The sequence below is a fragment of the Psychrobacter glacincola genome (assembly GCF_904846215.1).
Lineage (GTDB): Bacteria > Pseudomonadota > Gammaproteobacteria > Pseudomonadales > Moraxellaceae > Psychrobacter > Psychrobacter glacincola.
The window spans coordinates 211,901-233,465 of record NZ_CAJGZK010000002.1; the positions used below are offsets into that span (position 1 = coordinate 211,901).

The window sequence follows — 21,565 nt, forward strand, 5'->3', positions numbered from 1 at the left end:
TAAAAACCTTATTCGTCAGTGTCAGTATCAGTATCAATATCAATATCAGTTTCTGAATGAATAGGCTCATTAATGTCTACTTCGGTAGCATCATTATTTGCCGCATCAACATCCATCTGTTCTTGACCTTCTACTTCAAACGTTCCGTCTTCTTTCATCGCATCAATCAGCTCATTGTCGCCTTCTTCGTGCTCAACACGCGCCATAGCAACCAGCTTCTCATCTTTTGATAAACGAATCAAGGTGACGCCTTGGGTATTGCGACCTGAGCTGGCAACATGCTGCACCGGTGTACGGACCAACGTACCTTTGTCTGAGATTAAGATAATATCGTCTTCAGGCTCTACCTTAGTTGCTCGTACAAGCTCGCCATTACGCGCGCTTGTTTTGATTGCAATCACGCCGCCACCACCACGATTTTGCGTGTTGAACTCATCAATAAAGGTGCGTTTGCCAAAGCCGTTTTCACAAGCAATTAAGATTTCGCGGACGTCATCTTCAATCACTACCAACGATTTGATAAATTCATCAGCAGTCAGGCGCATACCGCGGACACCTTTCGCCGTACGACCCATCGCACGAGCATCCGTCTCATTGAAGCGAATGGCTTTACCACTTGACGCAAATAGCATGACCTCTTGGCTACCATTGGTGATACGAGCGCTCACCAATTTATCGCCTTCCTCTAGACCAACGGCAATCAAGCCGTTCGAGCGAATATTAGCAAACTGTTTTAGCTCGACACGCTTCACCGTACCGTTTGCCGTTGCAAAAAATACAAAAGGCGGCTCTGCTTGCGTGCTATCGTCTAATAGATCATCACTATCTAGTATGGCATCTGCTGATGTCTCACCTTTGCTAGATAACTCTTCTACGATTTTTGGAATAGGCAATATCGTTGTGACCGTTTCATCAGCATTTAAGCCAATAAGATTGACCAGTGGACGACCACGGGCGCCGCGGCTGGCAATTGGTACTTCAAAACCACGTAAACTAAAGACGCGACCCGTATCGGTAAAGCACAGTACGGTTGCGTGCGTTGAAGTCACGATTAAATGATCAATCACATCGTCTTCTTTCATCGCCGTCGCTGATTTGCCTTTACCGCCACGTTTTTGCGCCACATAGTCGTCAATGGGCTGAGTTTTCGCGTAACCAGTACGCGATACCGTCATTACCACGGTTTGCTCTGGGATCAAATCTTCACGGTTAAAGTCCATGCGTGAATCGATAATATCGGTGCGACGCTCATCACCAAAATTATCACGAATCTCAATCATCTCATTAGAGATAATGGTCATTAGCTTATCAAAATCGCCAAGAATCGATTCTAAATGGGCGATTTCACGCAGTAAGTCTTGATATTCTTCAGTTAATTTATCTTGCTCAAGACCCGTTAGGCGATGCAGCTGCATGTCTAAAATGGCATTGACCTGCTCAAGTGATAAGCGATAGCTTTCTTGATTATCAATCAGACCAAACGGCGCTTTTGGATCTTCGCCTTCGATAAAGTCAGGGCGTACTGACTGGCTGCCTGCAGCGGTTAGCATTGCTACAACACTGCCTGAACCCCAAGTATTACTGAGTAAATTTTCACGAGCCAAGCCGCGGTTTGCAGACGCTTTAATCGTCGCAATAATCTCATCGATATTAGCAAGTGCAACGGTCAAACCTTCGAGCAAATGACCTCGTACACGGGCTTTATTGAGCTCAAAAATCGTACGGCGCGTCACCACTTCTTGACGATGGCGGACAAATGCGGCAATCAGTTGACGCAAAGTCAATAATTTCGGCTGACCGTTATCGAGCGCCACCATATTGATACTAAAGCTCGATTCTAGCGGCGTTTGCAGGAACAAGTTATTAACAATAACTTCAGCAGTCTCACCGCGACGTAAATCGATAGCGATACGCATGCCGTCTTTATCAGACTCATCACGAATCTCGGTAATGCCCTCTATCTTTTTGTCACGTACCAGCTCTGCGATACGCTCAATCAGCTTGGCTTTATTGGTCTGATAAGGCACTTCGGTGAATACAATACGCTCACGGTCACGGTTGACACCCGTTTCACTCATTGGCTCAATAATATATCGACCACGTACATGCAAGCGACCTTTACCGGTGCGATAAGCATCTAAGATGCCCGCACGGCCATAGATAATACCGCCCGTTGGGAAATCAGGACCTGAGATATACGACATCAGCTCTTCAGCAGATATTTGCGGGTTCTCAGCATAAGCCAAACAGGCGTTAATCACTTCTGTCAGATTGTGCGGCGCCATATTGGTCGCCATACCAACCGCAATACCGGTAGCGCCGTTAATCAATAAGTTAGGAATACGCGCCGGCAACACGCTTGGCATACGCTCAGAGCCATCGTAGTTATCCTCCCAATCGACGGTATCCTTGTCCAAGTCAGCAAGCATCTGATGGGTCAGCTTGGTCATACGCACTTCGGTATAACGCATCGCTGCCGGTGGATCATCATCGATTGAGCCAAAGTTACCTTGACCGTCAACCATTGGATAACGCAAGCTAAAATCCTGCGCCATACGTACGATGGCATCATAGACGGCGCTATCGCCATGCGGGTGATATTTACCGATGACATCGCCGACCACACGTGCTGACTTCTTATAGGCTTTATTGTAGTCATTAGACAACACATGCATGGCGTACATCACGCGGCGATGTACGGGTTTGAACCCATCACGCACGTCAGGTAGCGCGCGCGAGACGATCACGCTCATCGCATAATCCAAATAGGACTGCTTCAATTCGTCCACAATGGCAATAGGACTGACCGATTCGCTCATATACACTCCCTCACTCACATCCACTCTTTAGCATTGGCATACATAAGCAATGATGGCAACAATAACGGCACAAAAGCGCCGTTATATGATAAACACAGTGACCATCGAAAAAAGCTTAGCAACCACTCAAATCTATAGAGAATTAGCGATAGTTTTAATGTTGAATAAAAGAAGCTATTTTAGCACAAACTTGTTGATTTAGGGGCATCTAGATGCCATTAAAATCAAGTAAAACCGCTTATTAGTCGCTACTTTATGAGACAATTATCACGATTAAAAACCCTTTACCGACAGCATTGTCCTGAGTTAGTGATTTTACCAGTTTTGCAATTGAACTTACTGACTGTTAAGCAATATGAGACACAGAGTATTTGGGTTTAACCACACATATTTTATCTTTGTACTTGATAAATACAATGGATTCAATTTGAAGATAATACCCTAAAGAGGCTAAAGCTGCGCTAGATTAGCGCCCTGCTTTATTGTACGATACGCCATCATAAACCTTCCGATATAGACAGCCTTTTATGCCGATAAACCCTCAAGATATTAACCATAACGATGCGGCAGATTCTACAGAAAATCCGACAATACAAGCGATAGAAAAAGTTGCGCGTAGCGACCGTAGCTTTGATGCGATTGCCGACCATTTTGAAAAAAAAGTCTATGGTGGTTTGAAAGGAGATATTCGGCTGGCGGTGTTGCGCCGTGATATTTTTGACTATAGTAAACAGCTGAGTCAAACGCTTGGGCGACCGTTACGTATTTTGGATGTCGGGGCAGGATTGGCGCAGATTGCCATTGAGCTTGCTACTCAAGGACATACGTTGGTCATCAATGATATCTCAGCCAATATGTTAGAGAAAGCCAAAGCAAGCGCCATGCAATGCGGTGAACTATTTGAAAGTAAAGGGAAACTAGATATCACGTGGTATGTATGCCCGTATCAAGAGCTTGAAAAAAATCTTGCTGAGCAAACAGAGAAGTTCGATTTGATTATGTGTCACGCGCTGTTTGAATGGTTGGCAGAGCCTGCTAAGGTGATGGACTTTTTTGACCAGCAATTATCCGATAATGGAGCAATTTCGCTGTGCTTTTATAATCCAGCAAGCTTTGATTATCGCAATCTTATTATGGGCAATTTTAATTTGCTCGATAACACGGATTATAAAGCGGACAACAAAAAAAGCCTAACACCCAATCATCCGGTTGCAAAGGAAGAGGTAGAATCTTGGTTAGAGGTGCATCATTATCACACGGTACTTGCCAGTGGTCTGCGCGTGTTCCACGATTATTCACCGCTGAAACGTGGCGGTCATAACGACCCTGAGGCAGTCATACGTATGGAGCTACGCTACTCACAGTTAGAGCCATACAAGTGGCTTGGGCGCTACTTACATATATTGGCAACTCGAAAAAATTAACGCTGATAGTGGCTTTGATTAATCGTTTTTAATCCGAACGGTTAAAAACCACTTGTGATAAACGCTATCGTATTTCTTCAATCCTCTCTGCTCTATCATATTCTGACCAAGTCGTGGCATTGATGTCTTTTTCATCAAATACCACGACATGCTCTAGTATCGGTAATATACCGATTTGCGTGCCGATTTCATGATTATGATGACTGGCGACTAAGGACAATACGGTTTGACCATCATCTAGTTGCAAGCGATAGAGGTAGTTGGCACCGCGAAATACCCGACCGATCACTAAGGCGGTCTGCGTACTGTCATCATCATGGATAATATCGTCGGGACGCACCAATACTTTAATCGGCGTACCATTCGGATAATCATACTCACAATACTGCGGCTGACCGGACGCATCATAGACTTCCATCCGCCGATAAATATCGCCAAGCGCCGTCTCGACATGACCTTCTTTGATGATACCGTCTATCATCGTCCCTTCGCCGACGAATTCAGCGACGAATGGGCTAATCGGCTCATGATATAGCTCACTTGGGGTTGCCCACTGTACCAGTTTGCCTTTATGCATAACCCCAACTTTATCAGCAAGCGCAAATGCTTCGTTTTGATCATGAGTGACCAAAATTGCAGTGGTATTGGTACGTTTAAGAATATCACGAACATTCATTGCCAGTGATTCACGGAGTACCACATCCAAATTTGAAAACGGCTCATCGAGCAGCAATAGTTTCGGCTTTGGCGCTAATGCACGAGCCAGCGCCACCCGCTGTTGTTGCCCACCGGATAGCTCACTTGGACGCTTATCGGCATGTTCAGACAACTCAACAAGCGCTAGCATCTCTGCAACACGGGCTTTTTTGTCGGCAGCCGACCATTTATTCAGACCAAAGGCGATGTTTTTTGCCACACTTAAATGCCCAAACAGCGCATAGTCTTGAAATACCATCCCCATGCCGCGCTTGGCAGGTGCAACGGCAAATGAGACACGCGCCGCTTGCTCTGTTAAACGCTGATTGTTTAAGCTGATTTTGCCGCTACGACTCTCCTCTAACCCTGCAATGGCCCTTAGTGCGGTGGTCTTACCGCAGCCGCTATAGCCCAAAAAGCAGCCAATCTCACCTTGCTGCAAATCTAGCGATAAGCCATCAACTACTATGGTATCGTCATAACCAACTATCAGGTCTTGTACACTAAAATACGGCTGTATGGCAGTGGTTTCATTATATTGACTGGATGAGCTGTCTGAACCAAGTGCCCTTTGTTGTAACTCTCTATCCGCTAAAGCTTGCGCCATTTGTGCCTTGGTAATGATGGTAATGGGCGGTTTTTCCACATGACGCTGTCGTGCTTTGCTTTGAGCCTTTACGGGCTTAGAGTCTACTGGATTTATTGAATCGTTCATCAAGTCAGTATACATAGACGGTACCAGTCAGCTATTAGTGAAGAAAATCCATCATAAAAATATTGAAAACGCTAAAATCGTGAAAAATAATAATTGAAATCAGTTGGCAATTTAAAAACACGCTTTTAATCAAGGAAAACTCAATTCAGAAAAATACCTTAGCCTTGCTTATCACTTTGACGCAGCAATATCCAAACAGGAATAAGACCGACCAGCACAATCAACAAACTTGGTAATGCAGCGCGAGCCCACATGCCTTCACTGGTCATCTCAAATACCCGCACCGCCAGCGTATCCCAGCCTTGACGCCGCGTCATCAAGGTAATCGGCATCTCTTTCATCACTTCGACAAAACCCATCAACAACCCCGTTAGCACACCAGGGCTCAATACGGGCAACATCACTTGTCGCCAGCGCTGATAAGGGCTGTCACTGAGCAGTTTAGCAGCCGCTTCTTGATTGACAGTCAAGCGCTGAAGCTGACGATCTACCGGCTGAAAGCTCACCGTCATAAAACGCGTCGACAGAGCAAGTAGCATCACAATCACACTACCCGATAAAAACTGCTTGGAGGTCACACCAAAAGCAATCAGCTGATTATCCAGCCACGCAATCGGAATAAAGATACCAACTGCCAATACCGTACCTGGCACCACATAGCCCAAATTGGCTAAGGTGGTCATAAGCTTAGTAGATTTATCAGGATATTGACGCTTGATCCACGCAATTATAATCGCTAAAAAAGCAATAAACGCGGTGGTCATACTGGCAATCATGAGGCTATTGGTGACAAAATCGATGTAACGTTCATCAAAATCTTGCTGAAAATTTGCCGCCGTCCAATAGATAAGCTGTGCAAACGGTATCAAAAAGGCGATTAAGAATACTAGCGTACAAAGCAGCGTCATAGCAAGCTTAGCAGGATTACTGGCTTCAAAACGCTGGCTACTACCTTGTGTGATGGTATTACCTCGTTTTGCTTGCCAATATTGCTCAAACAAAACAACGATAAAGACGACGCCAATTAATAGCGCTGCCAACTGCGCTGCTGTCGTTAAACTAAAAAAACCAAACCATGCTTTATAAATAGCAGTAGTAAAGGTATCGACATTAAACACTGACACCGCGCCGAAGTCTGCTAGCGTCTCCATACTTGCCAGTAGCAAACCACCGATGACCCAAGGCAATGCTTGCGGTAATGCCAAGCGAAAAAACACTCGACCACGACTTAAGCCGAGCATCTGCCCAGCTTCAATCGCTCGCCTACCTTGAGATAAAAAGGCTTGGCGGGCTAGCAAGTACACATACGGATAAAACGCCAATGACAATATCAGTCCTGCACCCCAGACATTGCGTACTGATGGGATGGCAGCCGTAACACCAAACTCTCTTAACGCCGTTTGTAGTGGACCACTAAAATCAACGATACCGACTGTGACAAATGCCAACACATAAGCTGGCATCGCCAGTGGCAACATCAGTGCCCACGAAAAAAACCGCTGTCCAGGGAAGCGGTACATGCTGGTGACCCACGCTAATACCGTGCCAATCGTACCAGAAATTACTGTGACCATTAATAATAAAATAGCTGTATTTTTGAGGACTTGTGGCAATACATACTCACGCATGTGCCCCCAGATATCAGCAACTGGCTGTGTCCATGACAATAACACAATTAAAATCGGTACTAGCATAAACAACGAAATCAGTCCTAAGACTGATTTCGAGATGACACGTTTACGGGTAGCATGGTCTTGGCGAATGGATTTACTCGTATTGCCTGTCTCATTGCTTTCATTGACAGTATGGTTCTGACTTGCAGACGATTCTGGCATTGTTATCATAAGTTGTTACCGTGTCATACGCATCATAACTCTATTAAATAACTGACAGATTAAATTATTGGCAGACTTTTATTTATAGCCTGCTTTGTCCATCATTTGAATGGCTTGGGTTTGTAATTCACCAAATTTCTGTACATTGATATCATCTGGTTTGAACTGACCCCAAGATCTAAGCATCTCTGACTCATCAATCCCAACTTTTACTGGGAATTCTTTATCAGCACTGGCATAAAGACCTTGTGCGTCATCAGAGGACAACCATTCCATCAACTTCAATGCACCCTCTGCATTGTCTGAACCGGTTACTACGCCAGCACCTGAGATATTAACGTGCGTGCCTGTGGTACCTTGATTTGCCCAAAATATTTTTACTGGGAAATCAGGCTTTTCATCAAGCAGGCGACCATAGTAGTAGCTATTGGCAATACCCACTTCACACTGACCAGCAGCGATCGCTTCTAGTAGGTTGGTATCATCACTGAAAACGTCAGTAGCTAAGTTATCAACCCAACCACGGATGACCGCTTCTGTTTTTTCAGCACCCAAATGCTCCATCATGCTCGCAACCAATGACTGGTTATAAACCTTTTTCGAGCTACGTAGACACAATTTGCCTTTCCATTTTGGATCTGCCAAATCTGCATACGTTGATAACTGATCAGCGCTCACTTTACTTGGGTCATAAAAAATCGTACGAGCACGTAATGACAAACCTGTCCAACGACCTTCTGGGTCACGATACTTAGCCGGTACATTTGCTTCCAAAACGCTAGAAGCAACAGGTTGCAGTAAACCTTGCTCTGCTGCTTGCCATAAGTTACCTGCATCAACGGTCAAAAGCATATCGGCTGGGGTATTTTTACCTTCAGCTTGCAGACGCGCCATCAGTGGACCATCTTTGTCTGTAACCAGCTCAACCTTCACACCCGTCTGTTCAGTATAACGATCCAACAATGGTTTGATTAGCTGCTCGTTACGTGATGAGTAGATAGTCACTGTCTGTCCATCAGCGGTAGTCGCTTCTTCTTTTGCTACTTCTTGCTCAGTGCTTGGCGCAGTCGTTTCGGCATCAACAGTTTCTTCTGGCGTCGATGGCTTACTACAGCCGGCAAGGACCAACATCATGCCAAATACGGCAACTGGTAAAGTAAGCTTAGTAGAAGTTAAATTTGCACTGATCACATTCAATGACATGGCTTTCCCCATAATAGCGCGACGGATAGGTAGGATAAAACGACATTAAAAATCATGGATTGATAGGACTAAAAAGACCCTAATGTCTGGAAAGACATATACTAATGGAAATGAGATTAATTATCAATACATTTATTTGGCACCGCTATTAGCATCAATAATCGCTGATTTATGGTGTGTAGAGGGCAGCTTTTAAAGTAGTTTTTAAGCGATTTTTTGTTTTATAGCGCTGAGTTTTGCCGTATTTTTTAATTAAGTTTTACATCAGTCATATATAGTCAAAATACTCTAAAAACGCTACGCTACTGCTGTGCCCATGCAGCCTCTGTCTGCATGGGCACAGTAAGCAAGAAAAATTGATACCAGCAGTACATAATGTGTCGATATTACTTTTCACTGATATAGTAGCCATTGCCCCAAAATAGCATTGACCGCCGCCTCTGTGCGCAATATACGTGGACCTATATGCACCGCTTGGCAGCCTTGCTTTATGAGCAGCTCAACTTCATAATCAATCCAGCCGCCTTCTGCACCGATAAATACCATGCTTGGCAATACTGAGCTGTGAGGTGGTTCAGAGTTTTCTAGTTGTTTTTGCACATATTGTGAAAACGATAATTCAGCATAAGGGTGCGCGATAATAGCCCGATTGGTGATTAACTGCGCCAATTCGTCTTCAACAAAAGGTTTAAAACGTTTTTGCAAGCTGATACGCGGCGCGACCGTATCAACGCCTTGTTGCAGCCCTTCTAATACAAACTCATCAAGGCGACCGAGCATCGGGCTTTGCCAGTAGCTTTTTTGTGTACGATAACTATTAATCAAAATGATATCGCGGACGCCAAGCGCGGTCATGTCCATCATCAGGCGGCGCAATACTTTTGGGCGCGGTAATGCCAGCACTACCGTTAGGTTAAGCTTAGGTGGCGGTGCTATCGTTAACTTTACCTCACATAACTCAATACGCTCAGGCGTTATATCAGCAATGATTGCGCTGCCAAGATTACCTTTTAACTGCCCTATTTTTAGGGTATCGCCTACTTTTGCCGCCAATACTTGACTGATGTGCTCAACTTGCTTGGCTTCATTGATGTGTGCAGATTCATTAGAAAAGTTTGCAGCTGGTAATAAGATACAGTTCATAGTGGCTCTTATTTTAAATCTTAGTTTAAATCTTGGCTAACATCTTGAATATTGTTTTGCATAGCATACTGCTCGATAACCTTTTCAATCATCGATAACTGACGACCCAATACGGCCTGCTGCTGCTCAGTCATCTGCGCGCCCGTTTGTCCTGCCTGTTTAGCCGCTACTAAATGACTCAGCCAATATTTTAGTTGTTGATAAATCAGCGTCTTATCATCGACAGATTGTGGGTTTTCATTCTCTTGCTCAACACTATCAATCGCCTGATAAAAAGGGTTGTTTGGCTGATATAACGCCCCGACGCTTGCCAATTTATCCACGACGCTTTGGCAAGATTGAGTGTGAATACCCATTAACACCGGTGTCGCCACACTTGCTGGCTCAACCGGATTATGCCCACCAACATTGACCAATGAGCCGCCCACCAACGCCACATCGGCAAGGGCGTACCAATTCATCAACTCACCCATACTGTCCGCCAGATAAACTTGGGTATTGCTATCAATGGCCTCTGCTGCACTACGCCGTGCCATACTCAAGCCTGAATTTTGAATCAGCGCTGCTACTTCATCAAAACGCTCTGGATGACGTGGGACGATAATAAGTAGCACCTCGGACAATGCAGGGTTTGACAGTAATTGCTGCTGCCATGACAGAACCGTATTCTCTTCACCACTGTGAGTGCTAGCTGCCACCCAAATTGGGCGATTACTCCTGCCCAAATCACTTGCCGTCACACTCGTTTTTTCTACTAACTCTGGCTGCTCGCTATTTTCAGTATCAACATCAATCGCCTTTTCATCATCTGCCTCATGCATATTAGACAATTTAGGCGTATTGATGACCCATTTTAGTGAGCCTGCCACGCGGATTTGAGCACTATGTGCGCCCAATTGGCGAAAGCGTTTGGCGGAGTCATTATCCTGCGCAATGATTAAGCTGAGATTTTTCATCATACTGGTACTGACGGCACCAATCTTTTGATAGCTTTTAAAGGATGCTGCTGACAGTCGTCCATTGACCAAGACACTTGGAATATGATGCTCAGACAATTTGGTTAAGATGTTTGCCCATAGCTCTGTTTCTACAAACAGGGCAGCAACAGGTTGCACATGAGTCAAAAAGCGCTCAATCACCGCCGGACTGTCAACCGGCACATAGCTGTGACTCAATCGACCTTGCGCAATCTCTTCTGCAAATCGACTGGCACCACGCGCAAAACCAGTCTGGGTAGTATTGGTCAGCCATATCCGATAACCACGAGCCAATAGTGCATCCAATAATGGCGCAACGGTATTGGTTTCCCCTAGCGAGACCGCATGGCACCAGATGGTGTGGTTTTGATTATTAGCATGGATGCTGCTATGTAAAGTCGCATCTGGCATACAAGTGTTTGTCGCTACAGGAGGCGCAGGATAACGTTTACCAAAACGCTGCTCAACTTCTTGCTGATAATTATCACGCCTATGTGAGCGGCGCCATACTTGCAGCCGATATAGCGGCTTTAATACGCCTATGCCCACTTGATAATATACAGGCGGTTTATAAGCTGTCCGGCTTTGCATAGGCAAGGCATTATTGGAAGGATTTTTTGAGATGTCAGAAGATGGCATGCAAAAGCCCAGATAATTAATGGAGCAGATAATAGGAGTCGCGCATAAAAAACGCACCAATTCTACCTGAATTTATTGCTGAACAATACGCTTTTAAATTCAGAAATATGAGTCATCGTTTTTTAGACCAGAATAATGATGAGTAAGGCTATCACGATAATCACTGCAAACAGTAGCTGATAGCGCTTAAGACTATGCTGCTCTTGCTTTTGGCTGTTGATTAACACCTGCGCTTGTTGCCACTGACTGACCAAGCTTGCTGCTTCTATGTGACCGTTTTCTGCGGCTTGCTCGAGCCAATATTTGCCGATCTCAAGGTCTTGAGTCACCCCTACGCCTTGATAATACATTTTACTCATTAAACGCTGGGCTCGACTGTCATTTTTGCTCGCTGCTTGTTTCACCCATTCAACCCCGGCTGCTATCCCAACCCCTTTATCCGCGCCTTCGTTTGCTATCAGACCTTCGCCAAGCAACTCATACATTGCTAAGCGCAACATTGCAGCGCTGTTTCCTGCATTGGCAGCGTCTTCTAATCCCAACAAGGCTTGCTGCTTTGCTTGCAGATGCGCCTCTGAAAAGACAACTTGCTGACGGGGTTTTTCTTGCTTTGCAATATGACGCTCAAACTGGTCTAAAACTTTACAAGCCTGCTTATATTCAGTCTTGCCAGTAGTCTGTGTGACTTCTATCTCATGTAGCTCTGTTAATAATTGGCTAAACATCTCTGGCGTTGGCGAATTTTTTGCGACTGGCGTGGTCTTTACTGGTTCTAGTATAAATGTTGCCGCTGCTATGGGCGCTACCGCTGCGTTGGTTATTTCTATATCTTTTGCTAATGGCATTGATGTAATTGTAGTAGCTGCTATAGACGATACATTACCCACCTTGTCATCTGAAAGTTGATTTGTCGCCATCTCTATGGACGACTTACTATTCGAATAAAGGGATGTGCTGCTATTTTCAGGGCTTACTTTCTCAATAAATGCCTTTTCATTTGCTGTTTGGGTGTTTGGTTTATCGGCTATGGTCGCATCAATCAGATGAGGCTGATGATTCACCGCTTTTGGTAATCTGGCACTGACCGCTTGGTATAAGCCGCTAGCGACTTGAATACCTTGCGCCGATTTAAACGCGCGGTCGATATGACCAAACAGACGCACCCCTATCGGTTCTAAAGCAAAGAAAAGCGGCATAGTACCTTTATCACTGCTATTTTCAGTATTAACATCAGTATTAACATCAGTATTCACATCAGTATCAGCGACATAAAACATCGCCATATGCTGATAAAAGTCGTCTGTCGTCAGTACTAACTCAGGATAGCGGGCATCTAGCTCAAATTGACCAAACCACCTTGGCGATTGTTGCCATTGCTGCGCCAATACCCTACCAGCATAAAACGCCAAAAACACCATAAAATTACGATAGCGTTCGTCTTTTAATAACGTTACTTCATCCCAAATGCCTGCTTTGACCATATTACGGCGTATCTGAGACAGTAACGTATCTATACGCTGCAAGCTTGCTAGCGATTCATCCAAGCTACAGTGATGCAAATCTACTTCATAAGCAATACCGCCTGCCACAGCACGCCTTGCCAAAAAATCTTGCCAATAACCTGCTGCAATATAATCAAGGGGCGTTAAGGGCGATGCAGACATAAGAAGCGCGTATCCTTTAAAAAAGTAAATCAATCATAGAGGCCATGAGCGAGAGGCAGTCATACAAAATATAGTGCTTACCTTAGCTTAAAATATGCAGTGCTACAATAATGGACTGAATAAGCGTATCACATTATCAAACAATCGCTCAGCCTTATGTCGCTGTTGCCACTCATCCAAGCCCAAAAAACGACAGCTTTGTAAATACGACTCTTGGCAAGCGGCAACTTGGGCGACCATTTCAGGCGTATAAATTGCCAAACTGACTTCCATGTTCAAATAAAAACTGCGCATATCGATATTGACAGTACCAAACAGACAATAATCATCATCAATAACCACCGTTTTGGCATGTAACAGACCGCCTTTAAACAAAGCAATGGTCACGCCCGCCTCTAATAGCTCTTGATAATACGCTTGCGAGGCATGCTGAACCAAAAACGAATCGACCTTTTCGGGGATAATCAGCGTGACTTTGACGCCGCGCTTGGCTGCCGTTACCAGTGCACTTGATAAGGCTTCGTCCGGCACAAAGTATGGCGTTGTGATACAAATACAGTGGTTGGCGCGATGTAAAGCCGTCACTAAGGTACTATAGATAACATGGGCAGTCACTTGCGGCGCTGAAGGAATCAGCTGTGCGACCACGCCTTTTACCACCGGCATTTGCGCAATCACGGTCGACATCGCTCCAGTACAAGGCAATTCTGTATTCTCTGGCGCGTCATCCAATACTTTGATGCGACTATTAAGATCGTTAATCGTCGGATTGCGCACATACAGCTTACGCGTATAGCTATTGACTCGTTGATGCAGCGCGTCTAGATTGTCACTATTTTCAGCGCCAATATCGGTCACCACTACTTTTGCCATTGCCGTCGCAATGCTAATGTTATTATCGCTGACACTGCGTATCGCCACATCAATCCATTCACCGACGTCTTTATTCTGCTTAAAAAACTTAGGGTCAACCAAATTAAAGCTACCGATATAACCAATATACTCATCAATAACCACGATTTTGCGATGATTACGCAAATCTGAGCGCTTGAACAAGGTTTTAAACAGCCCTACTGGCAATGACTGATGGACAAAAACGCCTGCTTTTTCTAATTTTCGATGGGCGTTACTGTTAAAAAAGCTAAAACTCCCCACACTATCAATCAGAATATGACATTCAATGCCGCGCTGAGCGGCTGCCATCAACGCCTCTATGACATCAAGCACTTGCCCCTTGGGGTACATAATATAAAACTCCATCAAAATAGTGCGCTGAGCAGCATTGATGTCGTCAATCAGACGTTTAAAGATAATATTAACGTGCGTTAGTAGCTGCATGTCATGGTCTGAGAACACCCCAAACCCTGTCCAGCGCGTACCAATCTGGCTAACGCCGCGGTAATGGGTCGGCAACACCTCTTGACCTTCATCAAACACCAAGCGCTCTCGCTGCGCCATCTCATTCATCAATAGCCTCGCCTGATCCATGCGCTGACGATAACGTCGACCAATCATCGGCTCACCGACCAGCACATAAGCAATCAGGCCAAAAATTGGCAAAGTAAACAAAACCGCTATCCATGCGATTGCCACCCCAATATTGCGCTGCACCGAGACAATGCGCAAAGTCATCACAATCATAAGAATAATATGAAACATCAGACCAAGCCCAGCAAAGTCAGTCCATGACCATGCTGCCACTTGCTGCTCAGTAGTAGATAAAGCTTCTATTGTTTTCGCCTCCAACCTTTAATAGCACACTATAATCAAATATCACCCATCAAGTATAGAGGCTTTTATCCGCCGCGCAACAGATAACTATTAGTTAAATAGGTAGTTGCTATAGGGACTGTCACATCACCTAACCATACTCTCAAACCCCCGTTTAGCACTCATTTTATAAAAAATGTGAAATAGTATTTGACAGCCTTAGGTAAATCTATATAATACACTCCCACAGCAGCAGAGCTTAGTGACAAACTTAGAGCTCGGTTGATGTTGAATAAATTGCACTGCAATTGTTCGAAGGGTGATTAGCTCAGTTGGTAGAGCGTCTGCCTTACACGCAGAATGTCGGCGGTTCGAATCCGTCATCACCCACCACTATTTTAGCGAAGTGGACCTCTTCATACAGGTGAAACGTTAAAGATGACCTAAGCAGCGGTAGTTCAGTTGGTTAGAATACCGGCCTGTCACGCCGGGGGTCGCGGGTTCGAGTCCCGTCCGCTGCGCCATATTTAAAACTTAGTTTTAATACAAAAGTTTCAACCTCAAGTATTTATATTTGAGGTTTTTTTGTGTCTGTGTATTTATACAAGTTATTGATTTATAAATAATTATTACTGATAAATCATTATCACCTCAAAACTGACTGACGCCTTACCCTCTTCTCTTATCTGTCTTTGATAGCAACCCATCTTCATTGTTAGCGTCACCATTTCAATACTCGGTGACCAAATGGTGACCATCCTTATCCGTTTACATGACATACTCATGATTTGATGAATGTTCATTAAAGAAAATGTTATGTTGTATGTCGCCAAAATAATTTTTATACCGGTCAATCGTCAACCCTATTCATGAGGACAGTGTTTGGAGTCGGCTAACCAATAATAAGATCAAATGCCCACCTGTGCTCATATGGCTGCCTCAGGCAAATACGGAATGAGTGGATATTGAGCATACTGTACCGTGACAAATAATGAATAAAGTATAATTTATTGAATCATTAAGGGTCTTTATTATGAAACGTACCAATCAATTACAGCCTTTATCTCGCCAGCATCACCTTGGGCTTAACTTATCTCGCCATGCTAAAGAATGTACTGATGAATCTGCAGAGATTGCCAAGCATTGGCATCATCTCACCTCTTATATAAGCGATATGAAAGCTCACTTTGAGATTGAAGACACCTTAATCGCCCATGCTTTAGCGCCTTACCGCGCCTCGCACTCTGACGTTGCCTCGGTACTTGATACGCTTGATGGTCAGCATCAGCAGCTCTATAAATTGATAGATGAAACCGAGCGTTCACAGAAATCTATCGATAAAGAGGTAACTGCGGCGCAAGTTCAAGCATTAGGCACGCTTTTATACGACCATATTCGTTTTGAAGAGCGAGAGTTATACCCAATGGTAGAGAAATATCTAACAGAAGCAGAACTGGACGCTGTTTATACAGCAAGTCCAGACAGTATTAAGCGTGCCGATGAAAATCGCTGACTGCAATAATATAGTTAAAATATCTCAAAAACGCTACAGTGCTGCTGGTATAAATTTTTTGCAGCCTCTGTCTGCATAGGCACAGCAAGCAAGAAAAATTAATACCAGCAGTACTTGATGTATCGATATTACTTTTCTCTGACTATAAGATAAAACGTTGATAACATCTTACTTTTAAGTGATTCAAAAAAAGTCCTCAGACAAACCAGCCCAATAATGGCGCTAGATTCGTTTGAAGACTTTTTTCTTATCATGCTACAGGTTAGCTTATATTCTAAGATATCAACTTAAAGAAATGCTGGCGATAATGTTTTAGCTCACGAATTGAATCACGAATATCATCTAACGCTAAATGACTGCCGCCTTTTTCAAAGTTTTTAAGAATATCAGGACGCCAGCGGAAGCACAGCTCTTTGATAGACGACACATCAAGATTACGATAATGGAAGAATCTTTCTAATTCTGGCATTTGACGCGCCATAAAGCGGCGGTCTTGGCAGATTGAGTTGCCGCACATTGGCGACTTACCACTGTCGACCCATTTATTCAAAAACTTAATGGTTTCAGCTTCCGCCTCAGCCAAGGTCACCGTACTACGGCGCACACGGTCAACCAGCCCTGATTGCCCATGCTGCTTGGTATTCCAGTCATCCATACCGTTTAACTTTTGATCGGAGACTTTAATCGCGAAGACAGGTCCTTCAGCAAGGATGTTCAAATCTTCATCGGTGACAACGGTGGCTATCTCGATGATCTCGTCGTTTGAGGTATCAAGTCCGGTCATTTCTAGGTCAATCCATACCAGCCCTTTTTTGCCTTGGTTTTTGATTTTAATTTTATTGGGATGGTCGCCGGTGGTCATAAAATATCCTATGGTCAATAAAGTTTGAGACAAGTTAACAGCACTGTTAGTAAAATAAGTCGCCTATAAATGCTTGTACTTAAACAACAATCACTGGCAGCTATTGATTTGTAAACACCAAAACATTACAAAATCTCTGCTAAGCGTCAGCGCTTTAGGCTGTATGTTAGCAAACTTTCACGCTACACTGAGCAATATTTTTTTAATAGGTCACAAACCCATGGCATTAATCCGGCAACGCAAACTGACTAAACAGCAGATTCGTCGCATCGACAAGCAGCAGCTGTTAAGTCAAGACAGCATCGATGACAGTTTGATGGATGGCGTGGTCATGGCACATTATGGCAAGCAGCTGGAGGTACAAGTGACCAGTTTGCCAGTAGTGATGCCGGTGCAGCCTGACATTGCGCCTGATGATCCTGAGCCATTTTGGCAAACCATGGCATTGGGTGATATTTGGCGCTGCCATGTGCGTACCAACTTGCCGATGTTAGCGGCGGGCGATCAAGTACGCTGGAGCGCTGATTCTAATACAGGCTTTGGACGTATCGAATCGGTCAAACCACGTACCTCACTTGTCTCACGTCCTGACCGTTATCATAAGCTTAAGCCTGTCGCCGCCAATGTCGATATTCTTGCTATCGTATTTGCGCCACTGCCTGCTGCCGCGCCGACACTTATTGATCGCTATTTGGTCGTTTGTCATCATGCAGGGGTCAAGCCCCTACTGGTGCTCAATAAAGCCGATTTATTGGCAAAAGAAAACGGCGTCGATACCAGTAAATTATTGGCACAATATGCTTCGCTCGGTTATGAGAGCGTTTTGACCTCAGTCGATTGCCCCGAAAATGTCGCCGATAGCGATGAGCAAGAAGGACTTGATGAGTTGAAGCGCTACATAGATAAAAAGTTGGTGATTTTTGCGGGTCAATCTGGTGTGGGCAAAAGCAGCTTAATCAATGCGCTACTACCTGAATCAGCACAAAGCGTCAATATCATCTCTGATAACTCAAAACTTGGTCAACATACCACCACCACCAGTCGCTTATTGCCCTTTAATCCCGATGATTTGACCCAAGGTGGCATCGTCGATACCCCTGGTATACGTGAGTATGGTATTTGGCATTTGACGCCTGATGACATCATATCAGGCTTTGTTGAGCTTGCGCCATTATCTGGTGACTGCCAGTTCCGCGACTGTCGCCATACTCATAATAGTAAAGGCTGCGCGTTGTGGGAGGCAGTTGCTGATGGCAAAGTATTACAGCGCCGCGTTGAAAACCTTGTGACGCTAAGAGAAGAGGCGGATACCAAACCTTATTGAGCCATATGACGACTTATCCATCGTTAACGACGATGATGACCATCACACGTTTACTATGGCTAGGCTAATCGGTATAATAGCGCCTTGTTCAATCCATTAGGCTGTCTTCTCAGCGTAATAGAACACTTATTTTTTGGAGGTATGGTTTGGATCGTGCGCTGGAATTTGTGGGCAACCACCCGTTTTTATTTGGTATATTAGCCGTGCTAGCCGTGCTATTTTTTGCTATTGAAAACAAACGTAGCGGTAAAAAGATTTCACCCAATACCCTTGGTATGATGGTGAACTCGCAAAATGCGCAGCTTATCGATATCCGTGCCAAAAAGAAGTTTGTCACCGGTTATATCCAAGGCAGTCGCAATATACCATTTACTGAGCTCAAAGACCGCATTGAGGAAATTCATGCGATTGAACAGCCAGTGATTATTATCTGCGATATGGGCGTGCAAGCAGGTGCTGCCATTCAGATGATTGCTAAAGAAAACGTCTATCGCTTAGAAGGTGGTGTTGGCGGCTGGCAAGCTGCTGGGATGCCACTTGTTGGACTAAAAGATGCTAAGCCTAAAGTCAAAGCAAAACCAAGCTTGCATAAGTAGTTTGATAGCGCGCTTTATTAAACCATGACTTGCTATCTATCGATAGCGCATAAAAAAGACACCTCTTTATAAGGTGTCTTTTTTATGTGGCATTTGTGATACTGATAACGCTTTTGTATGTATTTGGCTTGAATTTATAGTGCCCATCCCCACTTTATAGTGAGCATAGTAGAATATAGGCTTATGATTTACTTGATTGCAGCCTTTATAAGTAGATTTTATAATACTGCTTTCCATCCTATAACCTATCCGATAACGATTGCTCTATACACTGATAAATAAGGATTTACCATGACCGTACCTGTTAAAGTTTATACCACCCCAATCTGCCCATACTGCTCAAACGCTAAGCAACTGCTGAAATCTAAAGGCGTTGATTATGAAGAGATTGGCATGCACGATATGAGCAGCGATGATCGCCGTGCTCTAATGCAAAAGACCAATAACTATCGCACCGTGCCACAAATCTTCGTTGGTGAGACCTTTATCGGTGGTTTTGATGAGCTCAATCAAATGAACCAACAAGGTAAACTTGACGAGCTATTAGCGGGTTAATTTGCTATAGCGGCTGTCTTTATCTATTTTACTAATCTATGAGCGTCATTTATATAAGTAAGGATGAAGACAGCTCTAAAGGGCTTTGCTAAAAAATATCAGGCTTTTGTCTCGAATTATATTACAATAGTGTTTTATTAAACTTTACTACAATAACAGTTTGCCCAATCATTTGATTAACTTTTAGAGGAATTATCATGGCTGAAGAACAAGCACAACCACAATTGGCGCTAGAACGCATTTATGTTAAAGACATGTCACTTGAAGTCCCAGGCGCAGGCGTATTCACCAAAGAGTGGAACCCTGAGCTTGATATTAATTTATCTAGCAATGCCGAAAAACTAGACGATGATCACTATCAAGTTGTATTAACGGTTAGTGTCACTGCGAAAAACGCTGAAGAAGCAGCATTTATTGCCGAAGTTCATCAAGCCGGTATCTTCTTATTAAAAGACATCCCAGAAGACCAAATCGGTCAAATCCTCGGCGCTTACTGCCCGAACGTTTTGTTCCCGTATGCTCGTGAAGTCATCAGCGACATCGTAACGCGTGGTAGCTTCCCGCAGTTATTACTTGCACCAGTGAACTTTGATCAAGCTTATGCACAAAGTCAGCAACAAGCGCAAGTTGATGCTGAAGGTAATGCATAAGTCTTAGCGTGTCAAAACATGCAAATAAAAAAGCCGTCTATCTTTTAGGATAGCCGGCTTTTTTACTGTTATTTTAGCTGTTATATATGATAGATTTATGACTTGGCTGGTCATAGCCCACAAGTATAGTCAGAGAAAAGTAATCTCGATACATCAAGTACTGCTGATATTAATTTTTCTTGCTTGCTGTGCCTATGCAGACAGAGGCTACAAAAAATTTATACTAGCAGCACTGTAGCGTTTTTGAGATATTTTAACCATATTAGCTCATCACAAATATTAGCCCACAGAGTCATTATCAACCCTAACAAAAAACCCTGCCGATAAGCAGGGTTTTTTGATGGCGCTATTTGATATTCGCTTTGCATAACTTAGCTTTCAATAACAATATCAGCCAAAATCACACCCCTTTTAGGGCAGAGAATATTTGCTGCTTCACATCATCAATCCCTTGCGTACCATCAAACTTATCATACTTAGGCGCATCGCCGCCCTCAGCCGCTTTGTCTTGATAAAAGCCAACTAGGGTCGATGTTTGCTCATGATAAGTGGCTAAACGCTCGCGAATGGTCGATTCTTTATCGTCTTCACGCTGGATAAGCGGTTCGCCAGTCACATCATCGATGCCATCGACCTTTGGTGGATTGTGATCAATATGATACACACGACCAGAACCTGCATGTTGGCGACGACCTGATAAGCGCTTGACGATTTCATCATCAGGTACACTGATTTCAATCACATGATCAATCGTCACGTTGGCATCTGCAAGCGCTTGCGCTTGTGGAATGGTACGCGGAAAACCATCTAAAATACAGCCGTTGACACAATCAGGCTTAGCGATGCGTTCTTGCACGAGGTTAATGATCAGATCATCAGAAACCAAACCACCAGCGTTCATCACGTCTTTGGCTTGTTTGCCAAGCTCACTGCCTTCTTTGATTGCTGCACGCAGCATATCACCAGTTGAGATCTGTGGAATATCATATTCTTTAGAAATAAACTGAGCTTGGGTACCTTTTCCGGCGCCTGGTGGACCTAGCAAAATAATACGCATCATTACACGACTCTCCTTAATAAATAGGATTTTGGGACTAGTAAAACTTAGGGATTGGTGATTTTCAGAGCTTACCTTACCTTGTGCCTTTCAAAAGCTCAAGTATTTTTAGTCTTGATGCGGCAAGTTACGATGACTTATCTGTTCATGGGATAAGCTTGCACGCCACAGAAAAGACAATGG

16 protein-coding genes and 2 tRNA genes are annotated in these 21,565 nt (G+C 44.1%); 8 read left to right on the forward strand and 10 right to left on the reverse strand.

The window, feature by feature from the left end:
• Window positions 1-8 precede the first annotated feature (8 nt).
• Window positions 9-2,819 (reverse strand): DNA gyrase subunit A, encoded by a 2,811-nt coding sequence (gene gyrA, locus JMW90_RS01995; RefSeq protein ID WP_201561443.1) that lies wholly within the window; start codon window positions 2,817-2,819, stop codon window positions 9-11.
• A 527-nt stretch (window positions 2,820-3,346) separates the two neighbouring features.
• Here gyrA and JMW90_RS02000 point away from each other — a divergent pair.
• Complete coding sequence (locus JMW90_RS02000) at window positions 3,347-4,243, forward strand: methyltransferase domain-containing protein (protein ID WP_201561444.1); 897 nt, start codon at window positions 3,347-3,349, stop codon at window positions 4,241-4,243.
• Window positions 4,244-4,307: 64 nt separating this feature from the next.
• Here the strand turns inward: JMW90_RS02000 and JMW90_RS02005 are convergent, their stop codons facing one another.
• The 7 genes from JMW90_RS02005 to JMW90_RS02035 form a co-directional block, all read right to left on the reverse strand.
• Window positions 4,308-5,654, reverse strand: a complete 1,347-nt coding sequence (locus JMW90_RS02005; RefSeq protein WP_379607496.1) for an ABC transporter ATP-binding protein — start codon at window positions 5,652-5,654, stop codon at window positions 4,308-4,310.
• 158 nt (window positions 5,655-5,812) lie between these two features.
• On the reverse strand, window positions 5,813-7,498 hold the full coding sequence (locus JMW90_RS02010; protein WP_201561446.1) for an ABC transporter permease: 1,686 nt from the start codon (window positions 7,496-7,498) through the stop codon (window positions 5,813-5,815).
• 69 nt (window positions 7,499-7,567) lie between these two features.
• Window positions 7,568-8,692: an extracellular solute-binding protein gene (locus JMW90_RS02015; RefSeq protein ID WP_201561447.1), complete on the reverse strand. Its 1,125-nt coding sequence runs from the start codon at window positions 8,690-8,692 to the stop codon at window positions 7,568-7,570.
• Between the two features lie 393 nt (window positions 8,693-9,085).
• Entirely contained in the window at window positions 9,086-9,835 is a 750-nt protein-coding gene (locus JMW90_RS02020) for a 16S rRNA (uracil(1498)-N(3))-methyltransferase (RefSeq protein ID WP_201561448.1), read from the reverse strand.
• 20 nt (window positions 9,836-9,855) lie between these two features.
• Window positions 9,856-11,451, reverse strand: a complete 1,596-nt coding sequence (locus JMW90_RS02025; protein WP_201561449.1) for a 3-deoxy-D-manno-octulosonic acid transferase — start codon at window positions 11,449-11,451, stop codon at window positions 9,856-9,858.
• A 122-nt stretch (window positions 11,452-11,573) separates the two neighbouring features.
• Window positions 11,574-13,115: a tetratricopeptide repeat protein gene (locus JMW90_RS02030; RefSeq protein ID WP_201561450.1), complete on the reverse strand. Its 1,542-nt coding sequence runs from the start codon at window positions 13,113-13,115 to the stop codon at window positions 11,574-11,576.
• A gap of 102 nt (window positions 13,116-13,217) precedes the next feature.
• Window positions 13,218-14,861 (reverse strand): cardiolipin synthase, encoded by a 1,644-nt coding sequence (locus JMW90_RS02035; protein ID WP_201561451.1) that lies wholly within the window; start codon window positions 14,859-14,861, stop codon window positions 13,218-13,220.
• 281 nt (window positions 14,862-15,142) lie between these two features.
• Between JMW90_RS02035 and JMW90_RS02040 the strand changes: the two genes are divergently transcribed.
• From JMW90_RS02040 to JMW90_RS02050, 3 genes are all read left to right on the forward strand, one after another.
• Window positions 15,143-15,218, forward strand: a tRNA-Val gene (locus tag JMW90_RS02040).
• A gap of 54 nt (window positions 15,219-15,272) precedes the next feature.
• Window positions 15,273-15,349 (forward strand) — tRNA-Asp (locus JMW90_RS02045).
• A gap of 509 nt (window positions 15,350-15,858) precedes the next feature.
• On the forward strand, window positions 15,859-16,338 hold the full coding sequence (locus tag JMW90_RS02050) for a hemerythrin domain-containing protein (protein WP_201561452.1): 480 nt from the start codon (window positions 15,859-15,861) through the stop codon (window positions 16,336-16,338).
• Between the two features lie 274 nt (window positions 16,339-16,612).
• On the opposite strand, the gene orn is transcribed toward JMW90_RS02050, so the two are convergent.
• Window positions 16,613-17,200, reverse strand: a complete 588-nt coding sequence (gene orn / locus JMW90_RS02055) for an oligoribonuclease (protein ID WP_201561453.1) — start codon at window positions 17,198-17,200, stop codon at window positions 16,613-16,615.
• 220 nt (window positions 17,201-17,420) lie between these two features.
• Between orn and rsgA the strand changes: the two genes are divergently transcribed.
• From rsgA to secB, 4 genes are all read left to right on the forward strand, one after another.
• The gene (rsgA, locus tag JMW90_RS02060) at window positions 17,421-18,524 is read left to right on the forward strand and encodes a ribosome small subunit-dependent GTPase A (protein WP_201561454.1); all 1,104 of its coding nucleotides are present in this window, start codon (window positions 17,421-17,423) and stop codon (window positions 18,522-18,524) included.
• A 146-nt stretch (window positions 18,525-18,670) separates the two neighbouring features.
• A complete protein-coding gene (locus tag JMW90_RS02065; protein ID WP_201561455.1) occupies window positions 18,671-19,120 on the forward strand; it encodes a rhodanese-like domain-containing protein in 450 nt (149 codons plus the stop codon).
• 291 nt (window positions 19,121-19,411) lie between these two features.
• Window positions 19,412-19,675 (forward strand): glutaredoxin 3, encoded by a 264-nt coding sequence (gene grxC, locus JMW90_RS02070; protein WP_201561456.1) that lies wholly within the window; start codon window positions 19,412-19,414, stop codon window positions 19,673-19,675.
• Between the two features lie 194 nt (window positions 19,676-19,869).
• The gene (gene secB / locus JMW90_RS02075) at window positions 19,870-20,325 is read left to right on the forward strand and encodes a protein-export chaperone SecB (protein WP_476705294.1); all 456 of its coding nucleotides are present in this window, start codon (window positions 19,870-19,872) and stop codon (window positions 20,323-20,325) included.
• Window positions 20,326-20,725: 400 nt separating this feature from the next.
• Here the strand turns inward: secB and adk are convergent, their stop codons facing one another.
• Window positions 20,726-21,382 carry an adenylate kinase gene (adk, locus tag JMW90_RS02080; RefSeq protein ID WP_201561488.1) on the reverse strand — a complete coding sequence of 219 codons (657 nt, stop codon included), beginning with the start codon at window positions 21,380-21,382 and terminating at the stop codon, window positions 20,726-20,728.
• Window positions 21,383-21,565 lie beyond the last annotated feature (183 nt).

Bases quoted from the DNA above. Each gene is read 5' to 3' on its own strand.
- orn (WP_201561453.1), bottom strand. From the start codon at position 17,200: ATGACCACCGGCGACCATCCCAATAAAATTAAAATCAAAAACCAAGGC.
- rsgA (WP_201561454.1), top strand. From the start codon at position 17,421: ATGGCATTAATCCGGCAACGCAAACTGACTAAACAGCAGATTCGTCGC.
- JMW90_RS02020 (WP_201561448.1), bottom strand. From the start codon at position 9,835: ATGAACTGTATCTTATTACCAGCTGCAAACTTTTCTAATGAATCTGCA.
- JMW90_RS02005 (WP_379607496.1), bottom strand. From the start codon at position 5,654: ATGAACGATTCAATAAATCCAGTAGACTCTAAGCCCGTAAAGGCTCAA.
- grxC (WP_201561456.1), top strand. From the start codon at position 19,412: ATGACCGTACCTGTTAAAGTTTATACCACCCCAATCTGCCCATACTGC.
- gyrA (WP_201561443.1), bottom strand. From the start codon at position 2,819: ATGAGCGAATCGGTCAGTCCTATTGCCATTGTGGACGAATTGAAGCAG.
- JMW90_RS02000 (WP_201561444.1), top strand. From the start codon at position 3,347: ATGCCGATAAACCCTCAAGATATTAACCATAACGATGCGGCAGATTCT.
- JMW90_RS02010 (WP_201561446.1), bottom strand. From the start codon at position 7,498: ATGATAACAATGCCAGAATCGTCTGCAAGTCAGAACCATACTGTCAAT.
- JMW90_RS02030 (WP_201561450.1), bottom strand. From the start codon at position 13,115: ATGTCTGCATCGCCCTTAACGCCCCTTGATTATATTGCAGCAGGTTAT.
- JMW90_RS02025 (WP_201561449.1), bottom strand. From the start codon at position 11,451: ATGCCATCTTCTGACATCTCAAAAAATCCTTCCAATAATGCCTTGCCT.
- adk (WP_201561488.1), bottom strand. From the start codon at position 21,382: ATGCGTATTATTTTGCTAGGTCCACCAGGCGCCGGAAAAGGTACCCAA.
- JMW90_RS02050 (WP_201561452.1), top strand. From the start codon at position 15,859: ATGAAACGTACCAATCAATTACAGCCTTTATCTCGCCAGCATCACCTT.
- JMW90_RS02015 (WP_201561447.1), bottom strand. From the start codon at position 8,692: ATGTCATTGAATGTGATCAGTGCAAATTTAACTTCTACTAAGCTTACT.